This window comes from Corynebacterium flavescens, from assembly GCF_008693105.1.
Taxonomy (GTDB): domain Bacteria; phylum Actinomycetota; class Actinomycetes; order Mycobacteriales; family Mycobacteriaceae; genus Corynebacterium; species Corynebacterium flavescens.
This window is the reverse complement of sequence record NZ_VXKK01000019.1, coordinates 14,583-32,431: the sequence shown is the minus strand read 5'-3', so window position 1 is coordinate 32,431 and position 17,849 is coordinate 14,583. Positions and strand designations below refer to the sequence as shown.

The 17,849-nt window shown below is 59.4% G+C and carries 17 protein-coding genes; 3 read left to right on the top strand and 14 right to left on the bottom strand.

The window, feature by feature from the left end; all coding sequences use genetic code 11:
• Nucleotides 1-12: 12 nt before the first annotated feature.
• The 7 genes from hpf to F4V60_RS03355 form a co-directional block, all read right to left on the bottom strand.
• Complete coding sequence (gene hpf / locus F4V60_RS03385) at nt 13-657, bottom strand: ribosome hibernation-promoting factor, HPF/YfiA family (RefSeq protein ID WP_075729336.1); 645 nt, start codon at nt 655-657, stop codon at nt 13-15.
• 194 nt (nt 658-851) lie between these two features.
• The gene (locus tag F4V60_RS03380) at nt 852-1,427 is read right to left on the bottom strand and encodes a ComF family protein (protein ID WP_232316003.1); all 576 of its coding nucleotides are present in this window, start codon (nt 1,425-1,427) and stop codon (nt 852-854) included.
• Between the two features lie 188 nt (nt 1,428-1,615).
• Nucleotides 1,616-3,325, bottom strand: a complete 1,710-nt coding sequence (gene lpqB, locus F4V60_RS03375; RefSeq protein ID WP_075729334.1) for an MtrAB system accessory lipoprotein LpqB — start codon at nt 3,323-3,325, stop codon at nt 1,616-1,618.
• A gap of 17 nt (nt 3,326-3,342) precedes the next feature.
• Nucleotides 3,343-5,145 carry an MtrAB system histidine kinase MtrB gene (mtrB, locus tag F4V60_RS03370; protein ID WP_198154414.1) on the bottom strand — a complete coding sequence of 601 codons (1,803 nt, stop codon included), beginning with the start codon at nt 5,143-5,145 and terminating at the stop codon, nt 3,343-3,345.
• A 91-nt stretch (nt 5,146-5,236) separates the two neighbouring features.
• On the bottom strand, nt 5,237-5,929 hold the full coding sequence (gene mtrA, locus F4V60_RS03365; protein WP_075729333.1) for an MtrAB system response regulator MtrA: 693 nt from the start codon (nt 5,927-5,929) through the stop codon (nt 5,237-5,239).
• 3 nt (nt 5,930-5,932) lie between these two features.
• Nucleotides 5,933-6,547 (bottom strand): dTMP kinase, encoded by a 615-nt coding sequence (locus F4V60_RS03360; protein ID WP_075729332.1) that lies wholly within the window; start codon nt 6,545-6,547, stop codon nt 5,933-5,935.
• Nucleotides 6,548-6,592: 45 nt separating this feature from the next.
• A complete protein-coding gene (locus tag F4V60_RS03355) occupies nt 6,593-6,946 on the bottom strand; it encodes a DUF4259 domain-containing protein (protein ID WP_075729331.1) in 354 nt (117 codons plus the stop codon).
• A 175-nt stretch (nt 6,947-7,121) separates the two neighbouring features.
• Between F4V60_RS03355 and F4V60_RS03350 the strand changes: the two genes are divergently transcribed.
• A complete protein-coding gene (locus F4V60_RS03350; protein WP_075729330.1) occupies nt 7,122-7,919 on the top strand; it encodes a hypothetical protein in 798 nt (265 codons plus the stop codon).
• Between the two features lie 37 nt (nt 7,920-7,956).
• Here the strand turns inward: F4V60_RS03350 and manA are convergent, their stop codons facing one another.
• Nucleotides 7,957-9,186, bottom strand: coding sequence for a mannose-6-phosphate isomerase, class I (gene manA / locus F4V60_RS03345; protein ID WP_075729329.1), 1,230 nt, complete (start codon nt 9,184-9,186; stop codon nt 7,957-7,959).
• 11 nt (nt 9,187-9,197) lie between these two features.
• Nucleotides 9,198-10,232 carry an exopolyphosphatase gene (locus F4V60_RS03340; RefSeq protein ID WP_141256000.1) on the bottom strand — a complete coding sequence of 345 codons (1,035 nt, stop codon included), beginning with the start codon at nt 10,230-10,232 and terminating at the stop codon, nt 9,198-9,200.
• 144 nt (nt 10,233-10,376) lie between these two features.
• Between F4V60_RS03340 and cobA the strand changes: the two genes are divergently transcribed.
• Entirely contained in the window at nt 10,377-11,114 is a 738-nt protein-coding gene (gene cobA / locus F4V60_RS03335) for a uroporphyrinogen-III C-methyltransferase (protein ID WP_075729327.1), read from the top strand.
• 39 nt (nt 11,115-11,153) lie between these two features.
• Here cobA and F4V60_RS03330 read toward each other — a convergent pair whose 3' ends face one another.
• From F4V60_RS03330 to F4V60_RS03315, 4 genes are read right to left on the bottom strand one after another with little or no spacing between them, the layout of a single operon-like run.
• Complete coding sequence (locus tag F4V60_RS03330) at nt 11,154-12,170, bottom strand: sulfite exporter TauE/SafE family protein (RefSeq protein WP_084559124.1); 1,017 nt, start codon at nt 12,168-12,170, stop codon at nt 11,154-11,156.
• Between the two features lie 3 nt (nt 12,171-12,173).
• Nucleotides 12,174-12,875: a sirohydrochlorin chelatase gene (locus tag F4V60_RS03325; RefSeq protein ID WP_075729326.1), complete on the bottom strand. Its 702-nt coding sequence runs from the start codon at nt 12,873-12,875 to the stop codon at nt 12,174-12,176.
• Entirely contained in the window at nt 12,872-13,147 is a 276-nt protein-coding gene (locus F4V60_RS12710; RefSeq protein ID WP_075729325.1) for a hypothetical protein, read from the bottom strand. Before F4V60_RS12710 ends, F4V60_RS03325 begins: the two co-directional genes overlap by 4 nt.
• Nucleotides 13,144-14,820, bottom strand: a complete 1,677-nt coding sequence (locus F4V60_RS03315; RefSeq protein WP_075729324.1) for a nitrite/sulfite reductase — start codon at nt 14,818-14,820, stop codon at nt 13,144-13,146. The genes F4V60_RS12710 and F4V60_RS03315 overlap by 4 nt, the downstream gene beginning before the upstream one ends.
• Before the next feature lie 255 nt (nt 14,821-15,075).
• Between F4V60_RS03315 and F4V60_RS03310 the strand changes: the two genes are divergently transcribed.
• Nucleotides 15,076-16,425 carry an FAD-dependent oxidoreductase gene (locus F4V60_RS03310; protein WP_075729323.1) on the top strand — a complete coding sequence of 450 codons (1,350 nt, stop codon included), beginning with the start codon at nt 15,076-15,078 and terminating at the stop codon, nt 16,423-16,425.
• 40 nt (nt 16,426-16,465) lie between these two features.
• Here the strand turns inward: F4V60_RS03310 and F4V60_RS03305 are convergent, their stop codons facing one another.
• Complete coding sequence (locus tag F4V60_RS03305) at nt 16,466-17,833, bottom strand: phosphomannomutase/phosphoglucomutase (protein ID WP_075729322.1); 1,368 nt, start codon at nt 17,831-17,833, stop codon at nt 16,466-16,468.
• Between the last annotated feature and the right edge of the window lie 16 nt (nt 17,834-17,849).

The window sequence follows — 17,849 nt, the reverse complement described above, 5'->3', positions numbered from 1 at the left end:
AGACTAGGCCAATTAGGCTTCAGCGCTCTCAGAAAGGGAGATGATGCCGTAGTCGAAGGCGTGGCGACGGTAGACAACGGAGGGCTTGCCGGTCTCCTCGTTGACGAAGAGGAAGAAATCATGGCCCACCAGCTCCATCTCACTCAGGGCCTCATCCACGCTCATGGGCGTAGCTGGGTGCTCCTTGGAGCGGACAATCTGGCCGGGGCGCACATCCTCGACGGTCTCAGCATAGGGATCCACGTAGCGCTCGGCAGCTGCGCGATCCTGCTCGGCTTCCGCCACGATCTGTGCGGAAAGCTCGCCGGTTCCCTTGCGTGCACGGTGGCCCGACTTAACGAATTCGCGGCGGACCTTAACCTTGCGCAGGGAGCGTTCCATCTTGCCCAAAGCGGTTTCAAGGGCGGCGTAGAAAGAATCTTCCTTGGCCTCGGCACGGGCAATGTGGCCCTTACCGGTGGCAGTGATCTGGATACGATCAGACTCGGCATCACGGCGCGGGTTCGGCTCGTGCTGCAACTCCACATGGAAGAAAGTCAGAGTCGGATCGAGGCGTTCAATCTTGGCCAGCTTTTCAGAGACTCGCTCTTGGAAGTGATCAGGAACGTCGACGTTGCGTCCTGTGATGGTGACCTGAGCATTGTTGGGCTGGGACATTGAATTGCCTCCCTGTAGTAGTGGGGACTCGAATGAGTGCACATTCTGTAGCTTCGGCGACTTGAGGGTCAAGTGCGGATTCTCACCCCCCATCAAAGGGGGTGGCGTATTAACTCCCAATCACAACGACTACTTTCCTGTGACACCTTTCATCTTAGCAGTGGTCATAACCTAAGCACACAAGGGGGGATACCTTAAGCGTCCGCGAGCACGAGCACTCCACACACGAGCGCTCCCGACGTCCGCAGAGCGGCAATCGCCGCCGCTACGGTGGCGCCGGTGGTAATAACGTCGTCGACAAGCAGGACATTGTGCCCACGCATATCGTGGGGGTGGTGCGCCCCGCCCCCGTGGCTGCCACTCGGGCTAAACCTGACTGCGCCATGCATGTTTGCCCACCGCCCCTCCCCCGTCAGTGTGGACTGATCTGCAGCGGAGCCTGCCAAGACCAAGCATTCCGCCACCTCTACGCCCGGCAAGCGCACAGCCGCGTGGTGGCACAGCGCCGCCACTGGATCCCCGCCTCTTTTGCGTGCCGAACGCACCCGCGTCGGAGCAGGAACGAGGTCAAGCCCCAGGCCTGCTGGAATATCCCCACGCGCCTGCAGGAAAGATATCGCAGCCGCCAACACTGCCCCCGCATGCGCCCGCACTGCCCGGTTATCGTGCTCCTTCATCGCCACGATGAGATTGCGACGCACCTCGGAATAGGCCCCCAACGCCCACACCGGCGCTCCCAAGGGGCGCGGCCGGTCAACCGGATAAGGCACCTGCCTCAAGTGCCTGCGACACTGCACGCACAGAACCTCTCCCGGGCCAAAGCAACCAGCGCACTGCCGAGGAACAAGAAGCTCCCCGAATGCCCATGTCCGTGCCGACAAACCCTGCATACGCTTGTGCGCAGGGCTGGTATTCCATCCCCACATCGCTTGCCTTACCTCCCTTCTCCCCCCTGGGTCTAGTTGGCGATGATAGGTGAAGAACGCTTTCCTTGCAGACCGGGAACCTCGCGCCAATAACTACTGTCACTGCCAACCGCGGGCATCTCCAACATGGCGTGGGAATCCGTGACGTAGAGCGTCGACGGGGAGGCCGCGACCGCAACAACTGGGGCTGAGATGTTTCCTGAAGGCATAGTCGACGAAGCAGAACCATCCTGTTCGATGCGCCACACAGGCGAGTTTCTCGAGGAGGTTCCCACCAGCAGCGATCCGTCAGATTGCCAGTCCAGTGACAAAGCTGAGCCATTGAGTTCGGGGGCTACCTCGTGCACGTTAACGATGCGATGCTTGCCGTTGGTCGCGCGCGTCACCACCCCCGTATAAACGTATCCGCCAATGATCATCGCAATGCGAGCGCCGGTGTTGGAAAGGCGAATGACTGAGATTTCCCCGTTGATGCCGTCCACCTCGCTAGAATCCACCGCGGCATCTGTGATCTGCCCAGTGGCGGAGGAACGCACCACGCGCACTATTCGCTCGCCGTCTTCCACCGTCCATGCAGCTTGACCGTTGAGCTCAAAGGTGGGGCGCGCGAGAGTCTTGGCCGACAAAGCCGTGCCCAACTCGCCGGTGGTCTCCCCCATGGCGAATTCGAATTCGTCCGGGGACTTCTTGCGCACGGCAGCGACAATGCCCCCGGCGCTGACGTCCGCGGATTGAATGTCCCCGACCGTCCCGGCGGAGCCGGAAACCGGCTGTACCGCAGTTGCCTTCACTGACCACAGCGAGCCCTCATACAGGACGAAGAGGGAGGATACCGATGTCGGAGATTCCTGCGGATTGAACTCCGCGAATTCATCGGTGGACATGATGTCGAGGCCCTCGACCAAGGGGCTGCCATCTGCCGTGGCTCTAAACTCTTGGCCCATGCCGGCGTTGTTCAAGGTCCATACTAACTGTGCCGCGAATTTGGTCTTGTCTTCCTGGCTCATCGCCGTCATCCCGCTGAAGCGATACTCGCCGTCTTCGACGCCCAAGAAAGTGGCCGTCTCTGGCAGCAGCGAAGAGGTCGCCGGCTTGAGATCTGCATTAGGCCCCTCGATAAGCAAGGTCACCAGCTCAGTGTCCATGGGATCTTGACCGCTATAGAGCCAGCGCCTGTCCGAAATTAAAGCCTTGCGCGACTGCTCGTAGAAATACAGGGACTGCGGCTGATAGCGGTTGCGCAGCTCGTTGCGCTCGATGACGGCTCCGGAGGGAAGATCTGTGATGCGCCACTCGCCTGAAATCTGCTGCAGCGTCATGCGAGCCTCGTAACCGGCATTCTCCGGCGAATAGGCGCCACCACTGTTGAGTGAGCCAATGATGTTTCCACGCACGCTGTATTCAATCTGGCCCGCGTCGACGTGCACGGTGTTGAGATCGATGGAATCGACCACCAGGATCGATTCCGTGGGATCCCAGGACTCCGAAATAGCCGGATCCATAAAGCTACGTGCCGCCTCATAATCACCCGAAGGGATCGCGGTGGCAGTAAAGAAGTCACGCAACAATAAATCCGGCTCTTGGCCAGCCTTCGGTCCTAGGAAAGGGCTTTCGTCGCCGCTATGCGCCTCGAAGCTGCCGATAACCTGCGGGTCAGTATTATGCGGCAAGGTAGAACAGGCAACACAACCAAAAAGAGCCAGGGCGCTGCCTAGTGCCGCAGCCTTGCGAAAACTTCTCATTGCCGGTTTCACTGTTCTCATTGCTGCGCCTCCCGTCCCGCCTCATCGCCGTGGGAACCAGCCTCTGGTGACTTCTTATCCACAGCCACCTGGCTGCTATAGGACTGAGCACCCGGGGTCTCTGGCTTCACAAACTTCGAACGCGGCGAAGGCTCAACGCCACTGACTAAACGCTTTTCACGCTCCGAAGGCCACACAATGCCATCCCCGTGGATGGCGGATGCGCCCTGTTCATAAGACGCGGAAGACGGTGTCGCCCCAGGGGCGGAGGTCTCCTCCCCCACAGAATGAGGGCGGTGGCTTTCAGCCTGGTTTGCTTGCGCTGCGCCGGATTCTTCCGATTCCTCCACAGCATGCGGAACCTCGAGAGCAATTGGCTCCTTTTCGATCCGCGTGTTGGGAACGCGCGGCAAGATGAGGCGGAAGCGCGAGCCGACGCCGAGGTAGCCAATGGCGTCTAGGGTGCCGCCATGCAAGGCCACATCCTCGCGGGCAATTGCCAACCCCAAACCCGTTCCTCCGGAATGGCGCTTGCGGGAGGCATCTGCCCGCCAGAAGCGGTTGAATACCAGCTCCTCCTGGCCCTTCTTGAGCCCGACACCGTGATCGGTAACGGCAATGCCGACCGCTTCGTCGGTGGCCACCATGTCCACGGTGACCGGATTTCCCTCCGAGTGATCGATGGCGTTGGCCAGCAGGTTACGCAATACGCGCTCGATACGGCGCGAATCGCCCTCGATGGTTACCGGCTCCTCGGGCATGTTGATGCGCACTTCGACGTCGAGCTCATCCGCAAGGTGGACCACTTGGCTCGAAGCGGCGTGCACGCAGGAGCGCACGTCTAGCGAGGTACTGGAAAGATCGGCCACACCCGCATCGTGGCGAGAGATCTCCAGAAGATCTGCGAGCAGCTCCTCGAATCGATCGAGCTCACGGGTCATGAGCTCAGCAGCGCGGCGAGTATGCGGCTCCAAGGAATCGGCGTCCGCCGCAATCATGTCGGCGGCCATACGCACGGTGGTCAAGGGAGTGCGCAACTCGTGAGAGACGTCGGAAGTGAATTGGCGCTGCAGATCTCCATACTCCTCGAGCTGGGTAATCTGCTTGGAAAGGGTGTCCGCCATGTCATTGAAAGAAGAAGCCAAACGGCCCATCTCATCGTCCGTGTCTACCACCATGCGCTCGCGCAGGTGACCTGCGGCCAGACGTTGAGCAATGCGAGACGCGGAACGAATGGGGGCAATGGCCTGCTGCGTGGCCAGCCACGCAATGCCAACCAAGAGCACCACGACAACCACGCCTGCTGCTGATAACAGCCCACGCATCAATGCCATCGTGGACTCTTCCGATTCCATCGAAAGAACGAGGTAGACTTGGGTTCCTGGAATGTCCGATTCAGTAGGCGTCCCCACCACCAAGGCGTTGTAGCTTTGACCATCCGCCTGATCTACGGACGTATACTGCTGCGCGAGCTGGCCCTGATCCACCAACGCCCGAAGATTCTCCGGCACGTGGTAGCCCTCCGGCGAAGTGGTCACGCTGCCGTCCTCGTTGTCGACGACAATGACCGGCTCGTAGACCGCCTGCGTATCGACGGGCTGGGCCGACATTTGCCCCAGTGCCGCACGCGCGGAGTTGATACGCACCTGCACGGAATTGGCAGTACCGGTGGCATTGATTTGCTGTTCGACGGCGACTCGAGCGCGATCGAGCTCCTGCCTGGCTACGTCTTCTTTCTGCCCCACGAGGCGTTGGGTCAGAACGGAGATCAAGGCATAGGCCAAGATCACCATGACAACAGTAGAGGCGATAAGGATCATGCCGATGACCCTGGCCTGCAAGGAAGTGCGCCAGGCATCTAATGCGGCATCTTTCAGGCGCCGAATTCTTTGAAGAATGATCTACAACCGCCTACTCGCCCGCGTCAGTCTTCCCGGTTTTATAGCCAACTCCGCGGACCGTGAGCACAATCTGCGGGTCTTCCGGATCGCGTTCGATCTTGGCGCGCAGACGCTGCACGTGCACATTAACTAGGCGCGTATCGGAGGCATGGCGATAGCCCCACACGGACTCCAACAGGGCTTCACGGGTATGAACCTGCCCCGGTTTGCGCGCCATCTCCAAAAGGAGATCGAACTCAAGGGGGGTGAGAGAGATTTCCTCGCCGTTGCGCCGAGTGACAGTGTGCTCTGGCACATCGATGACTAGGTCACCGACCTCAATGAGCTCGTTCGAGGTAGACGCCGTTCGCCGCAGGCGAGCACGAATGCGGGCGATAAGCTCCTTCGGCTTGAAAGGCTTGGTGATGTAATCATCAGCACCTGACTCTAAGCCCAAGACCACGTCCACCGTATCCGTCTTGGCGGTGAGCATGACGATGGGGACGGAGGACTGACTGCGAATCGCGCGGCAGATATCCACGCCGTTCATGCCAGGCAACATCAGGTCGAGCAAAATGAGATCCGGCTCGTGGGCCTCAAACGCGGGGACCGCGTCATTGCCATCCGTGACGGCAAAGGGCACGAAGCCCTCAGATTCCAACACGATGGTCAGCATTTCTGAGATCGCTGGGTCATCATCAACAACAAGAATCTTTGGGGCCACTATCTACACTCCTAGGCGGTCTTTTAAGGCTCTGACAATCATATCCACTTCAGCAGTAGCGATCCACTGCCCCGCCCAGTCCGCCTGCGCTAAGCGCCGATAGGCGGCAGCCGTGCGGGATTGCAGGTTGCTGTCCTTTTCATACTGATCACGCTCGCGCGTGTCATCAGCGGCCTCGCGTCCACGAGCACGGGAAGCCGCGAGCTCAACGTCTGTATCGAGGAAGATTTGCAGGTCTGGCTTCGGCAGACCCAAACGCCCATATTCGAGGTCATAGACCCAATCCGCCACGCCATCATCACCCAGACGGGCCATAGAATAGGCGGCATTCGAGGCCACGTAGCGGTCCAGGATGAGCAGACCCGAGCTTTCAGCGGCCTGCAGCAACTTTTCTTTGGCACCGTAACGATCCAGCGCAAAAAGTGTTGCCATGGCATAGGCCGAATCAACCATGTCCCCCATGTGTCCGTAGAGGGCCTCCCGCGCCAGCTGGGCGTGAATAGACTCCTCATAGCGAGGAAATGCGAGGACGGAGACCTCCACCTCCAGCTCTTCTTGCAGGCGATGGACGAGGGTGTTCTTTCCCGCGCCGTCAATTCCTTCAATACTTAACAACATGGGTGCGAACTCTCTCCCAACTCGATACGGATGCCCCTCAAGACTTTAGGACACAGCCTCAATGAATGCCTCGAGATCGTAATCCTCCTCGACGCCCTCCAAGAGCTCGAGGGCTGCCTCATTAAGGCTCTCCGTGCCGGAGCCAGCCAACTGCCTAATAAATGGATAGGCGGACACTACCTCGCCTGCACTAAAAGGCGCACCGGCCCAAATGGCAGCGATGGTCGCAGCGGCCAGGGCATTTGCCTGCTCCTCTGCGGAAACGTTCTCAGTGCCGATACCCAGCGCGCAGGCATCAACGATGGCCTCGACGATATCTTCATCATCAAGATTCGACAGTTCTTCGAGGAAATCAACGTTGTCCTCCTGGGTCAAGATGGCCTCATCCCAGCTGCTCATATCAAGCTCCTTACCTCTCCAGCTCACGACTGGGTTTTATCTTACTTAGTGTCAACATTTGTGTATAAACCCCTCATAAACCACTATGAAACCCGCCGAACGTCCTTGCCCATTCGCATCACTGAGCGAAGATGGTAGTGTCGTTATCAAGTTGTTACCGAAGGAAAGGAAAACAGTGAATTCTGAGGCACGTCGCGTCTACGCCTTCATCGGCGCTGGATTGATCGTTGCCGTCTTCGTCGGCATCGGTGTGTGGCGGCTCGGCAGCCCGGAATCCCCCACCTCCTCGAATGAGGCCTTGGTTACTAACGTCGCCACCACGGAAAGCACCACTTCCGGTCAGGCTCCCACCTCCTCTAAGCCTCGCCAGCAGACTTCCTCGCGCGAGCAAGATCGTGAGGAAGAGCGAATCAACGCCCTCCCCGACGATCCTTTCCTCGCCCCGAACGCCGTGGTAAATCCTCCACAGCGCAGCACCGGCCCTACTGCTTTCTATCGCCCAGATAATCTCTCGACCCAAAACTGGCAGTCCCCGGAACCAACCGTCTTGGCTGAACCTACGGACCTAGAGCCGACTGGAACCACCAGCCCATCCGAGACTTCTGAGCCGGAAACCCCGCAGCAAGAAAACTCAACGAGCGAGCAGACCTCCACTCCCCCTAACAATGGCTCTAACAACCAAGGCGGGGAAGCTACCTCGCCTCAGCAACCGGGCACCCCCTCCCAACCCGAAATACCGGGACTGCCGGGGCTTCCTGACCTGCCCACAATTCCCGGCGCAGCAGGCCAACCGAACTCCTCTGAAACCAACACTCCTGATGAGCCCCAAGAGCTCGGTGAGTCTGCCCAATCACAGGCCGGCGCTGAAGAACCCGCGCCTCAGCCCAGCCGAGAGCCAAATAACTTCGGTGATCCCTTCGGCTCCAAGGGCGCGTTCTTCCAGCCTTGGAATCTCTTCCCCAACTCCCAATAAGAGCTGAGAAAGAGCTTCCGTCCTCCCCTTGCCCCCACTAAACGCGGGCGACGAATACCTCCGCCTTGCCACCATTTACCGCGGAAATCGACACCGTAGCCTCGGAGGCTGGCAGCCAGATGGCCTTGCTCGGGGCGATCTGCAGGGTCTTGCCGTTTATGTCGCGGGCTTGCGCCTCACCCCCAGTGCACAAAACGATCGCAGGACCATCGAAGTCTAGGTCCACCGAGTCCGTCCCCTTCAGCTCTACGCGATCGATGATGAACTCTTCAATGGGAACTGGGTAGGACCACACGGCGGCACCGTCCACATTGGCTTGGGCGGACTTGTCTACCTGTTCGACGCGCGGATCCTTGGCAGCCTTGTAGGTCAGGACCTTCACCAGCTCCGGAACATCCACGAACTTGGGGGTCAGGCCGCCGCGCAGCACGTTATCGGAATTGGCCATGATTTCCACGCCTAGTCCGGAGACATAGGCATGCAGCTCGCCTGCATTGAGATAGGCGGCCTCACCAGGCTGTAGCTGCACATGGTTAAGCAGCAGTGCACCAAGGACTCCAATATCCCCGGGGTACTGCTCATTGAGGCGAATAACGGTAGACATGACCACCGAGCGCCAATCCTCCCGAGGCAGACGCGCGACGAGATCCTCGCCGGACGCTATTACAGCGGCGATGAGCTCCTTGCGGTTGGAGGAGGGAATAGTAATCCACGTGGTAAAGAGCGCGCGCAGATTATCGGACTCAGCCTCGGGCCTGTCATCGAGCATGCCTAGGTAGTGGTCGAGGGCGGAGCAGGACAGGCCGTCAAAAAGTTCGCGAGTGCGCACGAGCGGGCGGAACCCAGCCATGGCGTAGAAAGGCGTGAGCGCGACGATGAGCTCTGGCTTGTGGTTATCGTCCTTGTAATTACGGTTGCTGGCCTGCAGGGAAATGCCGAGGCGGTTCTCACGCTCGAAGCCCTCCTCCGCTTGAGCCTTAGAAGGGTGCGCCTGCAGCGACAGTGGTTCGGCCGCGGCCAGAATCTTCAACAGGAAAGGCAGGCGCTCGCCGTAGCGCTTTTCGACGCGGCGTCCTAGACTGTCCTGGGGATCCGCAGCGATCACGGCGTCAAGGCGCTGGCCGTCCACGGAAGAAGGATCAGCCGGATGGGCGCCGTACCACAGCTCAGCTACCGGCTTATCGGAAGAATCCTTGCCTTGCAGGTGTGGGATGAGGGCTTTTGAACCCCAAGAGTAGTTTCGAGTCGCACTGTCCAGAAGCTGCATTGCTTTGTCCTTTAGTTAATGTCGTAGGCGGTCGCGGCATAACTCCGCGTGATTAGCTGCAAGGCACGAGCCAGATCCCCGAGACCGGGCTCCGGGTCCGCACTATTGACGGCTAAAGAGTGGGACAGGTTCGCCTCGTCCTGTACCCACAAGACAACTTTCAAGGGTACCAAAGCCCCCTGCCCTTGAGCACTGTCTAGGAAGGGATCAAAGAAGAGATCTTCATTAACATTGTCCCCGCCGGTATTTCTGCGCTCGAGGACCTGCGGAAGTTCCTCCGCTGCAACGAAGGTTCCGCCCAGCCCGCGCGTTGCCCACACGCTCGCCGCCATGCGTGCAACGAGGCAGCCCATATCAACTCGCTGGCGTTGCGAGGAATAGGCATGTGAGTCTACTCCGCAACTGTGGATGACAAGGCAGCCTTCGACGAACTCGCGCAGCTGCCGCCCCGGATTGGTGGTGGAATCACTCTCTGGGGACAGGAGCACCAGCTCCCGGTCGACGGCGCTGGCCACTTCCTCGAGCCTGCGAGCGATAAACTCGCAGTCACCCTCGAGCACTTCGACGATGGCGTACAGAGCCGCGATGCACCGAGCCGGCGAGGGGCCTGCTGCAGTAGGCAGCGTGGGAGCGACAACAGTGCTGGCCGGCACGTCATCGACTAGAGGGCCACTGCTCGGGCCGATGAAAATGGTGCTTGCCCCACGCTTATCGGCACTGATGAGAGCCTGAGAAGCCCAATCGCATTCACCTTTGTCCCCCACCACGACCACAATGTCGAGAGCACCGACAAACTGCGGAAGGGCCTCGGCAACGACGATGGGAACTCGCAAGGGCTCTGCGAGCCCGACGACGAAGTCCGCAGCGGCCCGCGCTACCTGCTCGGTCGCCAAGATAACCACCGACCGCGGACGCATTCCGCTAATGGGCCGCAATGCCTCGAGGGAGTTGGCTAAGAGCCGAATCTGGCTCCCCTCGTGCGCAACATCGAAAAAACGCACGGTTTCAGCGTCATATGCGGAGCCATCGTAGTATCCGTTGTCCATATCTTCGAGCATAGTCTGGTGCCAAACGGACCGCCCCGGCTAGCTACAGGCCGGTTATGCACTGAGAAGAATCGCCGGCTGTGACACATCCAAACCACCCCGGATAGTCCGGTCGTCGATGACAGTGAACTAGCATGAAGATCTATGACGTCTAGACAGCCTCATCCAGTTTCTCTCATCGGCGGTGGGCCCGGAGCCTGGGATCTCATCACCGTCCGTGGCATGCACGCTTTGCAAGAGGCGGAAGTCATCTTGGCCGACCACCTCGGCCCAACGGCCCAGCTCGACAAGTTGTGCGATATCTCCTCCAAGCAGCTTATCGACGTCTCGAAGCTTCCATATAGGCGGCAAACCTCGCAGGAGAAGATCAACCATCTCCTCATCGAGCACGCTGTGGCTGGGCGAAGCGTTGCACGGCTGAAGGGAGGGGATCCCTATGTTTTTGGACGCGGTTTCGAGGAGTATCAAGCCCTCCTAAAAGCCGGCATACCCGTTGAGGTCATCCCTGGGGTGACGAGTGCAGTCTCCGTTCCTGCGCTAGCAGGAGTGCCCGTCACCCAGCGCGGAGTGGTGCATGCCTTCACCGTCGTTTCGGGGCATCTTCCGCCTAGACACCCCAAGTCCCTAGTCAACTGGCAAGCACTGGCTACCTCGGGGGCAACGCTTTCTGTCATCATGGGCGTAAAGAATGCCCGTGCCATCGCGCAGGCTTTGCAGGAAGGGGGCCTAGCCCCCACCACGCCGGTAGCCATCATGCAGGAGGGCTCACTTTCCGAGGCCCGGGAATTCCGGTGCGAGCTGCGTGACCTCGGCGAGGTTATGGCAAAGCACCATATTGCGCCTCCCGCCGTCTACGTCATCGGCGCGGTGGTCAACCTTTAGCGATTAGCCTTGGGCAGGCCCGGCTGGAACCCGGCCAAGTTATTTCCTCGTACCTTGCTCAGCCTGATAGGCCGCGCTGGCGGGCACTACTTCAGCATGACCGCCCTCGCCAGCATCAATGCCGTCCGCAACCGGGACACTATTCTCCGGTTCATTTTCCTTGGCTAATGCTGCGGCCTGCGCCTTGCGTTCGTGTCGCGCGCCGTAAATGGTGGCAAAGATGCCGACTGCTAGTAAGGCATACTTTATGACTGCGGTCACCGTCGTCGGCACCTCAAGACCGAAGTACGTTCCCGCTCCTCCGAAAACCTTGTCGATGTTGAGGAAGATAATAGCGGTGCCCACTAGACCTCCTAGCAGGATGGGGCTAATGCGAGAAACCAACCAAGCGGCGAAAGGCGCGGCGATGGTGCCTCCTATAAGCAACGCAAGCACTGAGGAAAAGTTGGAGACAATATCGTGCCAGAGCCCGACCATAAACCCGAGGGTGGCGCCAAGCGTGACTAAGAACTCCGCTGTATTGACAGTTCCCACAATGCGGCGCGGCTGCTCACGCCCGATTGCCATGAGGGTTGAGGTCGACACCGGCCCCCATCCGCCGCCGCCAGTAGCGTCGACAAAGCCGCCGACCAAGCCCAACCCTCCGAGAAAGGCGGTCGAGTGTGAACGATTGCTCACCACCCGGTGCGGCCGTATCTGGGAAAAACGCCACACCAAGTTGATGCCAATGGCGACCAAGATCAAGGAGGTAATGGGGACCGCCGCATCAGTGGAGATATTGGAAAGCACCGTCGCGCCAAGGAAGGCAGCGATGGAGCCTGGAACCCCTAGCTTGAAAACGGTGGGCCAGTGCACGTTGCCAAAACGCCAGTGGCTTAGGCCCGAGACGAAGGTCGTGCCTAGTTCCGCAGTATGTACAACCGCCGAGGCCTGGGCCGGGCCGAGTCCGGCCAGCAACAAGATGGTCGTAGAGGTTACTCCAAAGCCCATGCCAATTCCGCCGTCAACCAGCTGGGCGGCGGCACCGGCGAGGGCGATGAGGATGAGTGTTTTCATGGTTTAGATTCCATTCTTGAGTAGTTGGCGCGCGTGGGTGCGCGCGCCAACTTGGAAGCGGGCCGCGACGATTTCGGCAAGGTCTTCCCCGAGTGGAGGATCGATGTGCCCCGGGGAATCTGAAAGCAGGTCCAGCAAAAGACCTGCGGTGACAAACAGTGGCAGCACACGGACGTGGCGGTACCCAGTGGCCTGGGCGGCTATGGCCTCACGCCCACCGCGAGTAGCAAACGCCACTGAGGTGCTGTGCCCCGTTAGATCTGCAACCCGAGTCGCGAGCTTTTCGACGGCGATGTTCGCGCAAGGGTCTGATGAGCCCACCGCATATAGTATGCAATGCTCATCCGGGTGCGCCTTGAGCATTCGCCGAGCCAACACCCGCGCCATTTCCTCACCCGTTCCTAGGCCCGGGGCTAACTTCAACCGGAGTCCTGAGGAATCCTCCGCCACGCTCACGGCGTTGGGAACATCGACCCTCTGATGATATCCCGAGGTGAATAACAGCGGGACCACCACGGCTTCCTCAACACCAAGGCTCGCCAAGCTGTTTGCTGCGCCCGCGAGGTTGGGCTCAGTAAACTCCAGGTGAGCGCTGAGGAAATAATTAATTCCCACATCGCGCGCGGCCGCACGCGTGAGTCTGTCGACTCCCGCTGCCGCGCCGGGGTGCCGCGAACCGTGACTAAGCGTAATTAATGCGGTCAATCTTCATCATCCTCCCTGTTCGATGTGCTCACCGCAGTGCGATGCCCACGTCGCCGCAGCGAAAGTTGCAGCGCTTCGGCCGATGAGACGCTGGAGACGGGCGCGGTGGGGGCGTCATCTTGCCCGTGGAAAAGTACGGAAAACACCCGCAGGCACTCCGTGCACTTCCAGGCAAACTCCCCTTCCTCGTCCGGAAAGAGCGATGTTCCCGCACAATATGGGCAATAACTGGGGTGATTCCGGTTTGGATTCGGCTTTCGGCGAAAACTCATTGCAGCTCTTCTTCCGGTGCACGCAGAACCCAGTGCCGGAACTGTTCGCCTTCCTCCCGCTGCTCCTTGTACTTTTCCACGAGGCGAATAACGTACTCGGGAAGTTCTTCCGCGATCACCTTGTGACCGCGCAGTTTGCGTCCCCAATCCGGCGAGAGACCCAAGGCTCCGCCGAGGTGCACCTGAAAGCCCTCGACCTTGTTGCCTTCGGAATCGGCCACCATCTGGCCCTTGAGGCCGATATCGGCGACCTGAGAGCGAGCGCAAGCATTGGGGCAACCGTTGAGAGCAATCGACAGCGGGACGTCAAGATCTCCCAACCTGTCCTCTAGGATGTCAACGAGTTCGATAGCGCGCGCCTTGGTGGTCACGTGCGCTAGCTTGCAAAACTCCAGGCCGGTGCACGATATGACTCCCCGGCGAAACTCTGAGGGCTGCGAGTAAAGGCCAGTGTCATCGAGCGCGCGAGACAACGCCGGTATCTTTTCCTCCTCCACGTCAAGGAACAGCAACTCTTTCATCGGGGTGGTGCGAATTCTCTCAATGCCAAACTCTTCCGCCACATCTGCGATAGCGATGAGCTGCTCACCGGTGGCATGCCCCACGGTGGGCTTAACTCCGAGATAGAGCTTCCCGTCCTTTTGCTTATGGACGCCGAGGTGATCCCTGGAACCGGGTTCGACCTCGAGCGGTTCTCCGTCGAGAAGCGGCGCGTCTAGATAGTCCTTCTCGAGGACCTCACGGAACTTCTCGATACCCCACTGCGCCACCAGGAACTTCAGGCGAGCGCGATTGCGGTTACGGCGGTAACCGTAATCTCGGAAAATGCCGGCCACGCCGGCCCAGACCTCCGCGACACGTTCCAGCGGGACCCAAGCACCCAGTGACTGCGAAAGCATGGGGTTAGTCGAAAGACCTCCGCCAACGAAGCAATCGAAACCAGGTCCATGCTCGGGGTGATCGACGCCGACGAAAGCAACATCTTGAATCTCGTGCGTAACGTCTTGGCGGCGATTGCCCGACACCGCGCTCTTGAACTTACGCGGAAGGTTGTGGAACTCCTCGCGCATCAGATAGTCACCAACGATCTCTTCAATGGCCGGGGTGCCATCAATAATCTCATCCGCGGCCACCCCCGCCACTGGGGAGCCGAGCACGACGCGGGGCACGTCGCCGCAACCGAGCAGCGTGTCGAGGCCCACCGCTTCCAGCTTCTCCCAGATGGTGGGGACATTCTCGATTTCAACCCAGTGCAATTGCAGGTTCTGACGATCGCTAAAGTCCGCTGTTGAGCGAGCATAATCGCGGGAAATCTCTCCCACTGTGCGCAGCTGAGTCGGATTGAGCCGCCCGCCATCGAAGCGGATACGCATCATGAAGTACTCGTCCTGCAGCTCGGCATTAGTCATCTGGGAGGTGTGTTCGCCGCCCAGATTTTGCTTACGTTGCGTATAAAGGCCCAGCCATTTGAAGCGCGGCGCCAGATCGGCGGCGGGAATAGAGCTGAACCCCTGCTTGGAGTAGATGTCGATCACGCGTTGCCGGGCGGAAAGCCCCCCGTCTTCTTGCTTGATAGCTTCATCATCATTCAGCGGCGCGGTGCCGTCGATCTTCCACTGCCCCTCCGGTTTCCGAGGGCGCGGGGAGCGTTGCGGTTTCGTTGCTGTAGTCATAGCGTGCAGATCACTACCTTTCTCTTAGTACTCAAAACCTACTGGTCTACACCCAACAGACAAAGCGGTATACTTTAATTTCAGAGGTCGAACCTTATCTACCAGCACTTTTTAGCGCAGATCGACAGAATGTAATTACCCGCCTTGCGTGAATTCCTCGCAGAAGATTCAATGAAACAAACCATTTCCGAGTAGAAATAGACATGTTTATCTAGGGCGGAACTTGCCGTCACCCGATACCCCCGAAAGGCCACCATGACCACCAAGCCCCTCAAAGTTGCAGTTATTGGCGCGGGACCAGCCGGAATCTACGCCTCCGATATCCTGGTTAAAAAGACTGAGGGCAACGTACATATCGATCTCATCGAGCAGATGCCCGCCCCATTCGGCCTCATCCGCTACGGAGTAGCACCCGATCACCCGCGCATCAAGGGCATAATCAAGTCCCTGCACCGGGTGCTGGAGTCTCCCAGCATTCGTTTGCTTACCAACGTTTCAGTGGGGCGCGATATCACCGTTGATCAACTCGGCGCACACTATGACGCCGTCATCTTCGCCACCGGCGCCGTAGGCGATCGCTCCCTCGATATCCCCGGCGCGCAGCTCGAGGGGGTTTTCGGAGCCGGCGAGTTTGTCGGCTTCTACGATGGAAACCCGCGCTTCCAGCGCAGCTGGGATCTGCACGCCCAAGAGGTGGCCGTCATTGGCGTAGGAAATGTGGGCCTCGACGTGGCTCGAATCCTGTCTAAAACCGGCGACGAACTCAAGGTCACCGAGATCCCCGATAATGTTTATGAATCCCTCTCCCGCAACCAAGCCTGCACGGTGCGCGTGTTCGGCAGGCGCGGTCCCGCGCAGGCCAAATTCACGCCGCTGGAGCTTAAGGAACTAGATCACTCTCCGACTATCAACGTCGAGGTCTCTGCGGAAGACATCGATTACGACGAGGCCTCTTTCGCCGCACGTGCGGAATCTAAGTCCCAGGACCTGGTGTGCCAGATCCTGGAAAACTATGCCCTCCGCGAATCGAAACCCGCACCGCACACGCTTCAGATTCATTTCTTCGAGCAGCCCGTGGAGATCTTGGAGGAAAACGGCAAGGTTGCGGGACTAAAAACCGAGCGAACCGCCTTGAGCGGCGATGGTCAGGTCCGAGGAACGGGACAATTCAGCACGTGGCCGGTGCAGGCGGTCTACCTCGCGGTGGGTTATCGCTCCGACGCCGTGGACGGGGTACCATTCAACGAGGGCAAGCACGTTATTAATAACGACGGCGGGCACGTCACCGAACTCGACGGCACTATCGTTCCCGGGCTCTATGCCACCGGCTGGATTAAACGTGGCCCTATAGGACTCATCGGCAATACCAAGTCCGATGCTACAGAAACCATCTCCATGCTGCTGAAAGATCACGCAGCCGGAAACCTCCACCACTCGAATGACGCTGACGTAGCCGATAGGCTCTCAAATGCGGGCGTAGAGGTACTGAGCTGGGAGGGATGGAAGAAGCTCGACGCTGCTGAGCGCGCACTCGGTGCCGCCGAGGGCCGCGAGCGTAAGAAGTACGTCGAGTGGGAGCACATGGTAGCGCACTCCCTTTCCTGAGCTCGCCTCTCACCGCCCCCGAATACGCGCGGACGATGGATTAGGCGCGGATGATGCTGAGGACCTCATCGACGATCTGTTGGACCTCTTCCTTGGTCTTGGCCTCGACGTTAAGGCGCAGCAGCGGCTCGGTGTTGGAAGCGCGCACGTTGAACCAAGCGTCCGTCCCCTTGAGCTCAACGGTAACTCCGTCGAGGTGATCCACGGACTCGATCTTGTCCGCCATGCCGTCGAGAACGGCCTGCACGGTAGCCTTTTGATCCTTCACGGTGGAGTTGATCTCCCCGGAGTCTTCGTAGCGCATGTACTGCGCCATCATCTCACTGAGCGTGCCTTCGTACTTGCCCAGAGCGGCGAGAACGTGCAGGGCGGCCAGCATGCCAGAATCCGCGTTCCAGAATTCCTGGAAGTAGTAGTGCGCGGAGTGCTCTCCACCGAAGGCAGCCTTGTGCTTGGCCATCTCTGCCTTGATGAAGGAGTGGCCGACGCGGGTACGCACGGGGGTGCCACCCTTTTCCTCGATGAGTTCAGGCACCGACTTGGAGGTGATGAGGTTGTGAATGATGGTGGCACCAGGGAACTTGTCAAGGTAGCGCTCCGCAACCAAGGCACAGATGGCGGAGGGAGATACTGGATGCCCCTTTTCATCCACGACGAAGCAGCGATCGGCGTCACCGTCGAAGCCGAGGCCGATGTCTGCGCCCTGCTCTACGACGAACTTCTGCAGATCAACGAGGTTCTTCGGATCAAGAGGGTTGGCCTCGTGGTTGGGGAAGGTACCGTCCAGCTCAAAGTAGAGGGGGCGAAGATCGACAGGAAGGCCAGCGAATACGGCCGGAGCGGTGAGCCCACCCATACCGTTGGCGGCATCCGCAGCGACAACGAGGGGGCGGATGTCAGAAAGATCGACCAAGGAGTTCAAGAAAGCGGCATAGCCGTCGAGCACGTTCTTCTCGCTGATGGTGCCGGGCTTGCCGGAGTACTCCGGAACGCCGTTGACGAGCATGTCTTTGATCTCCGACAGCCCGGTCTCCTGGCCGACAGGGCGGGCACCGGCGCGGCAGAGCTTGATGCCGTTATAGCGCGCGGGGTTGTGAGAGGCGGTGAACATGGCACCTGCACAGCCCAAATCACCGGAGGCATAGTAGAGCTCATCAGTCGAAGTCAGACCGAGCAAGATGACGTCAATACCTTGGGAGGTGGCGCCTTCCGCGAAAGCCTGCGCAAGCGCCGGGGAGGAAGGCCGCATGTCGTGGCCGATGGCGAGGGTGCTTTCCCCTTCGCTGCGCAAGATAGCCGCATAAGCCGCGGCGGTATCACGCACGAAGTCTTCGTCGATGTCCTTGCCCACCACGCCGCGGACGTCATAGGCTTTGATTACTGCATCTAGGTGCTCACGATTTCGCATAAGCACTAACCTTACC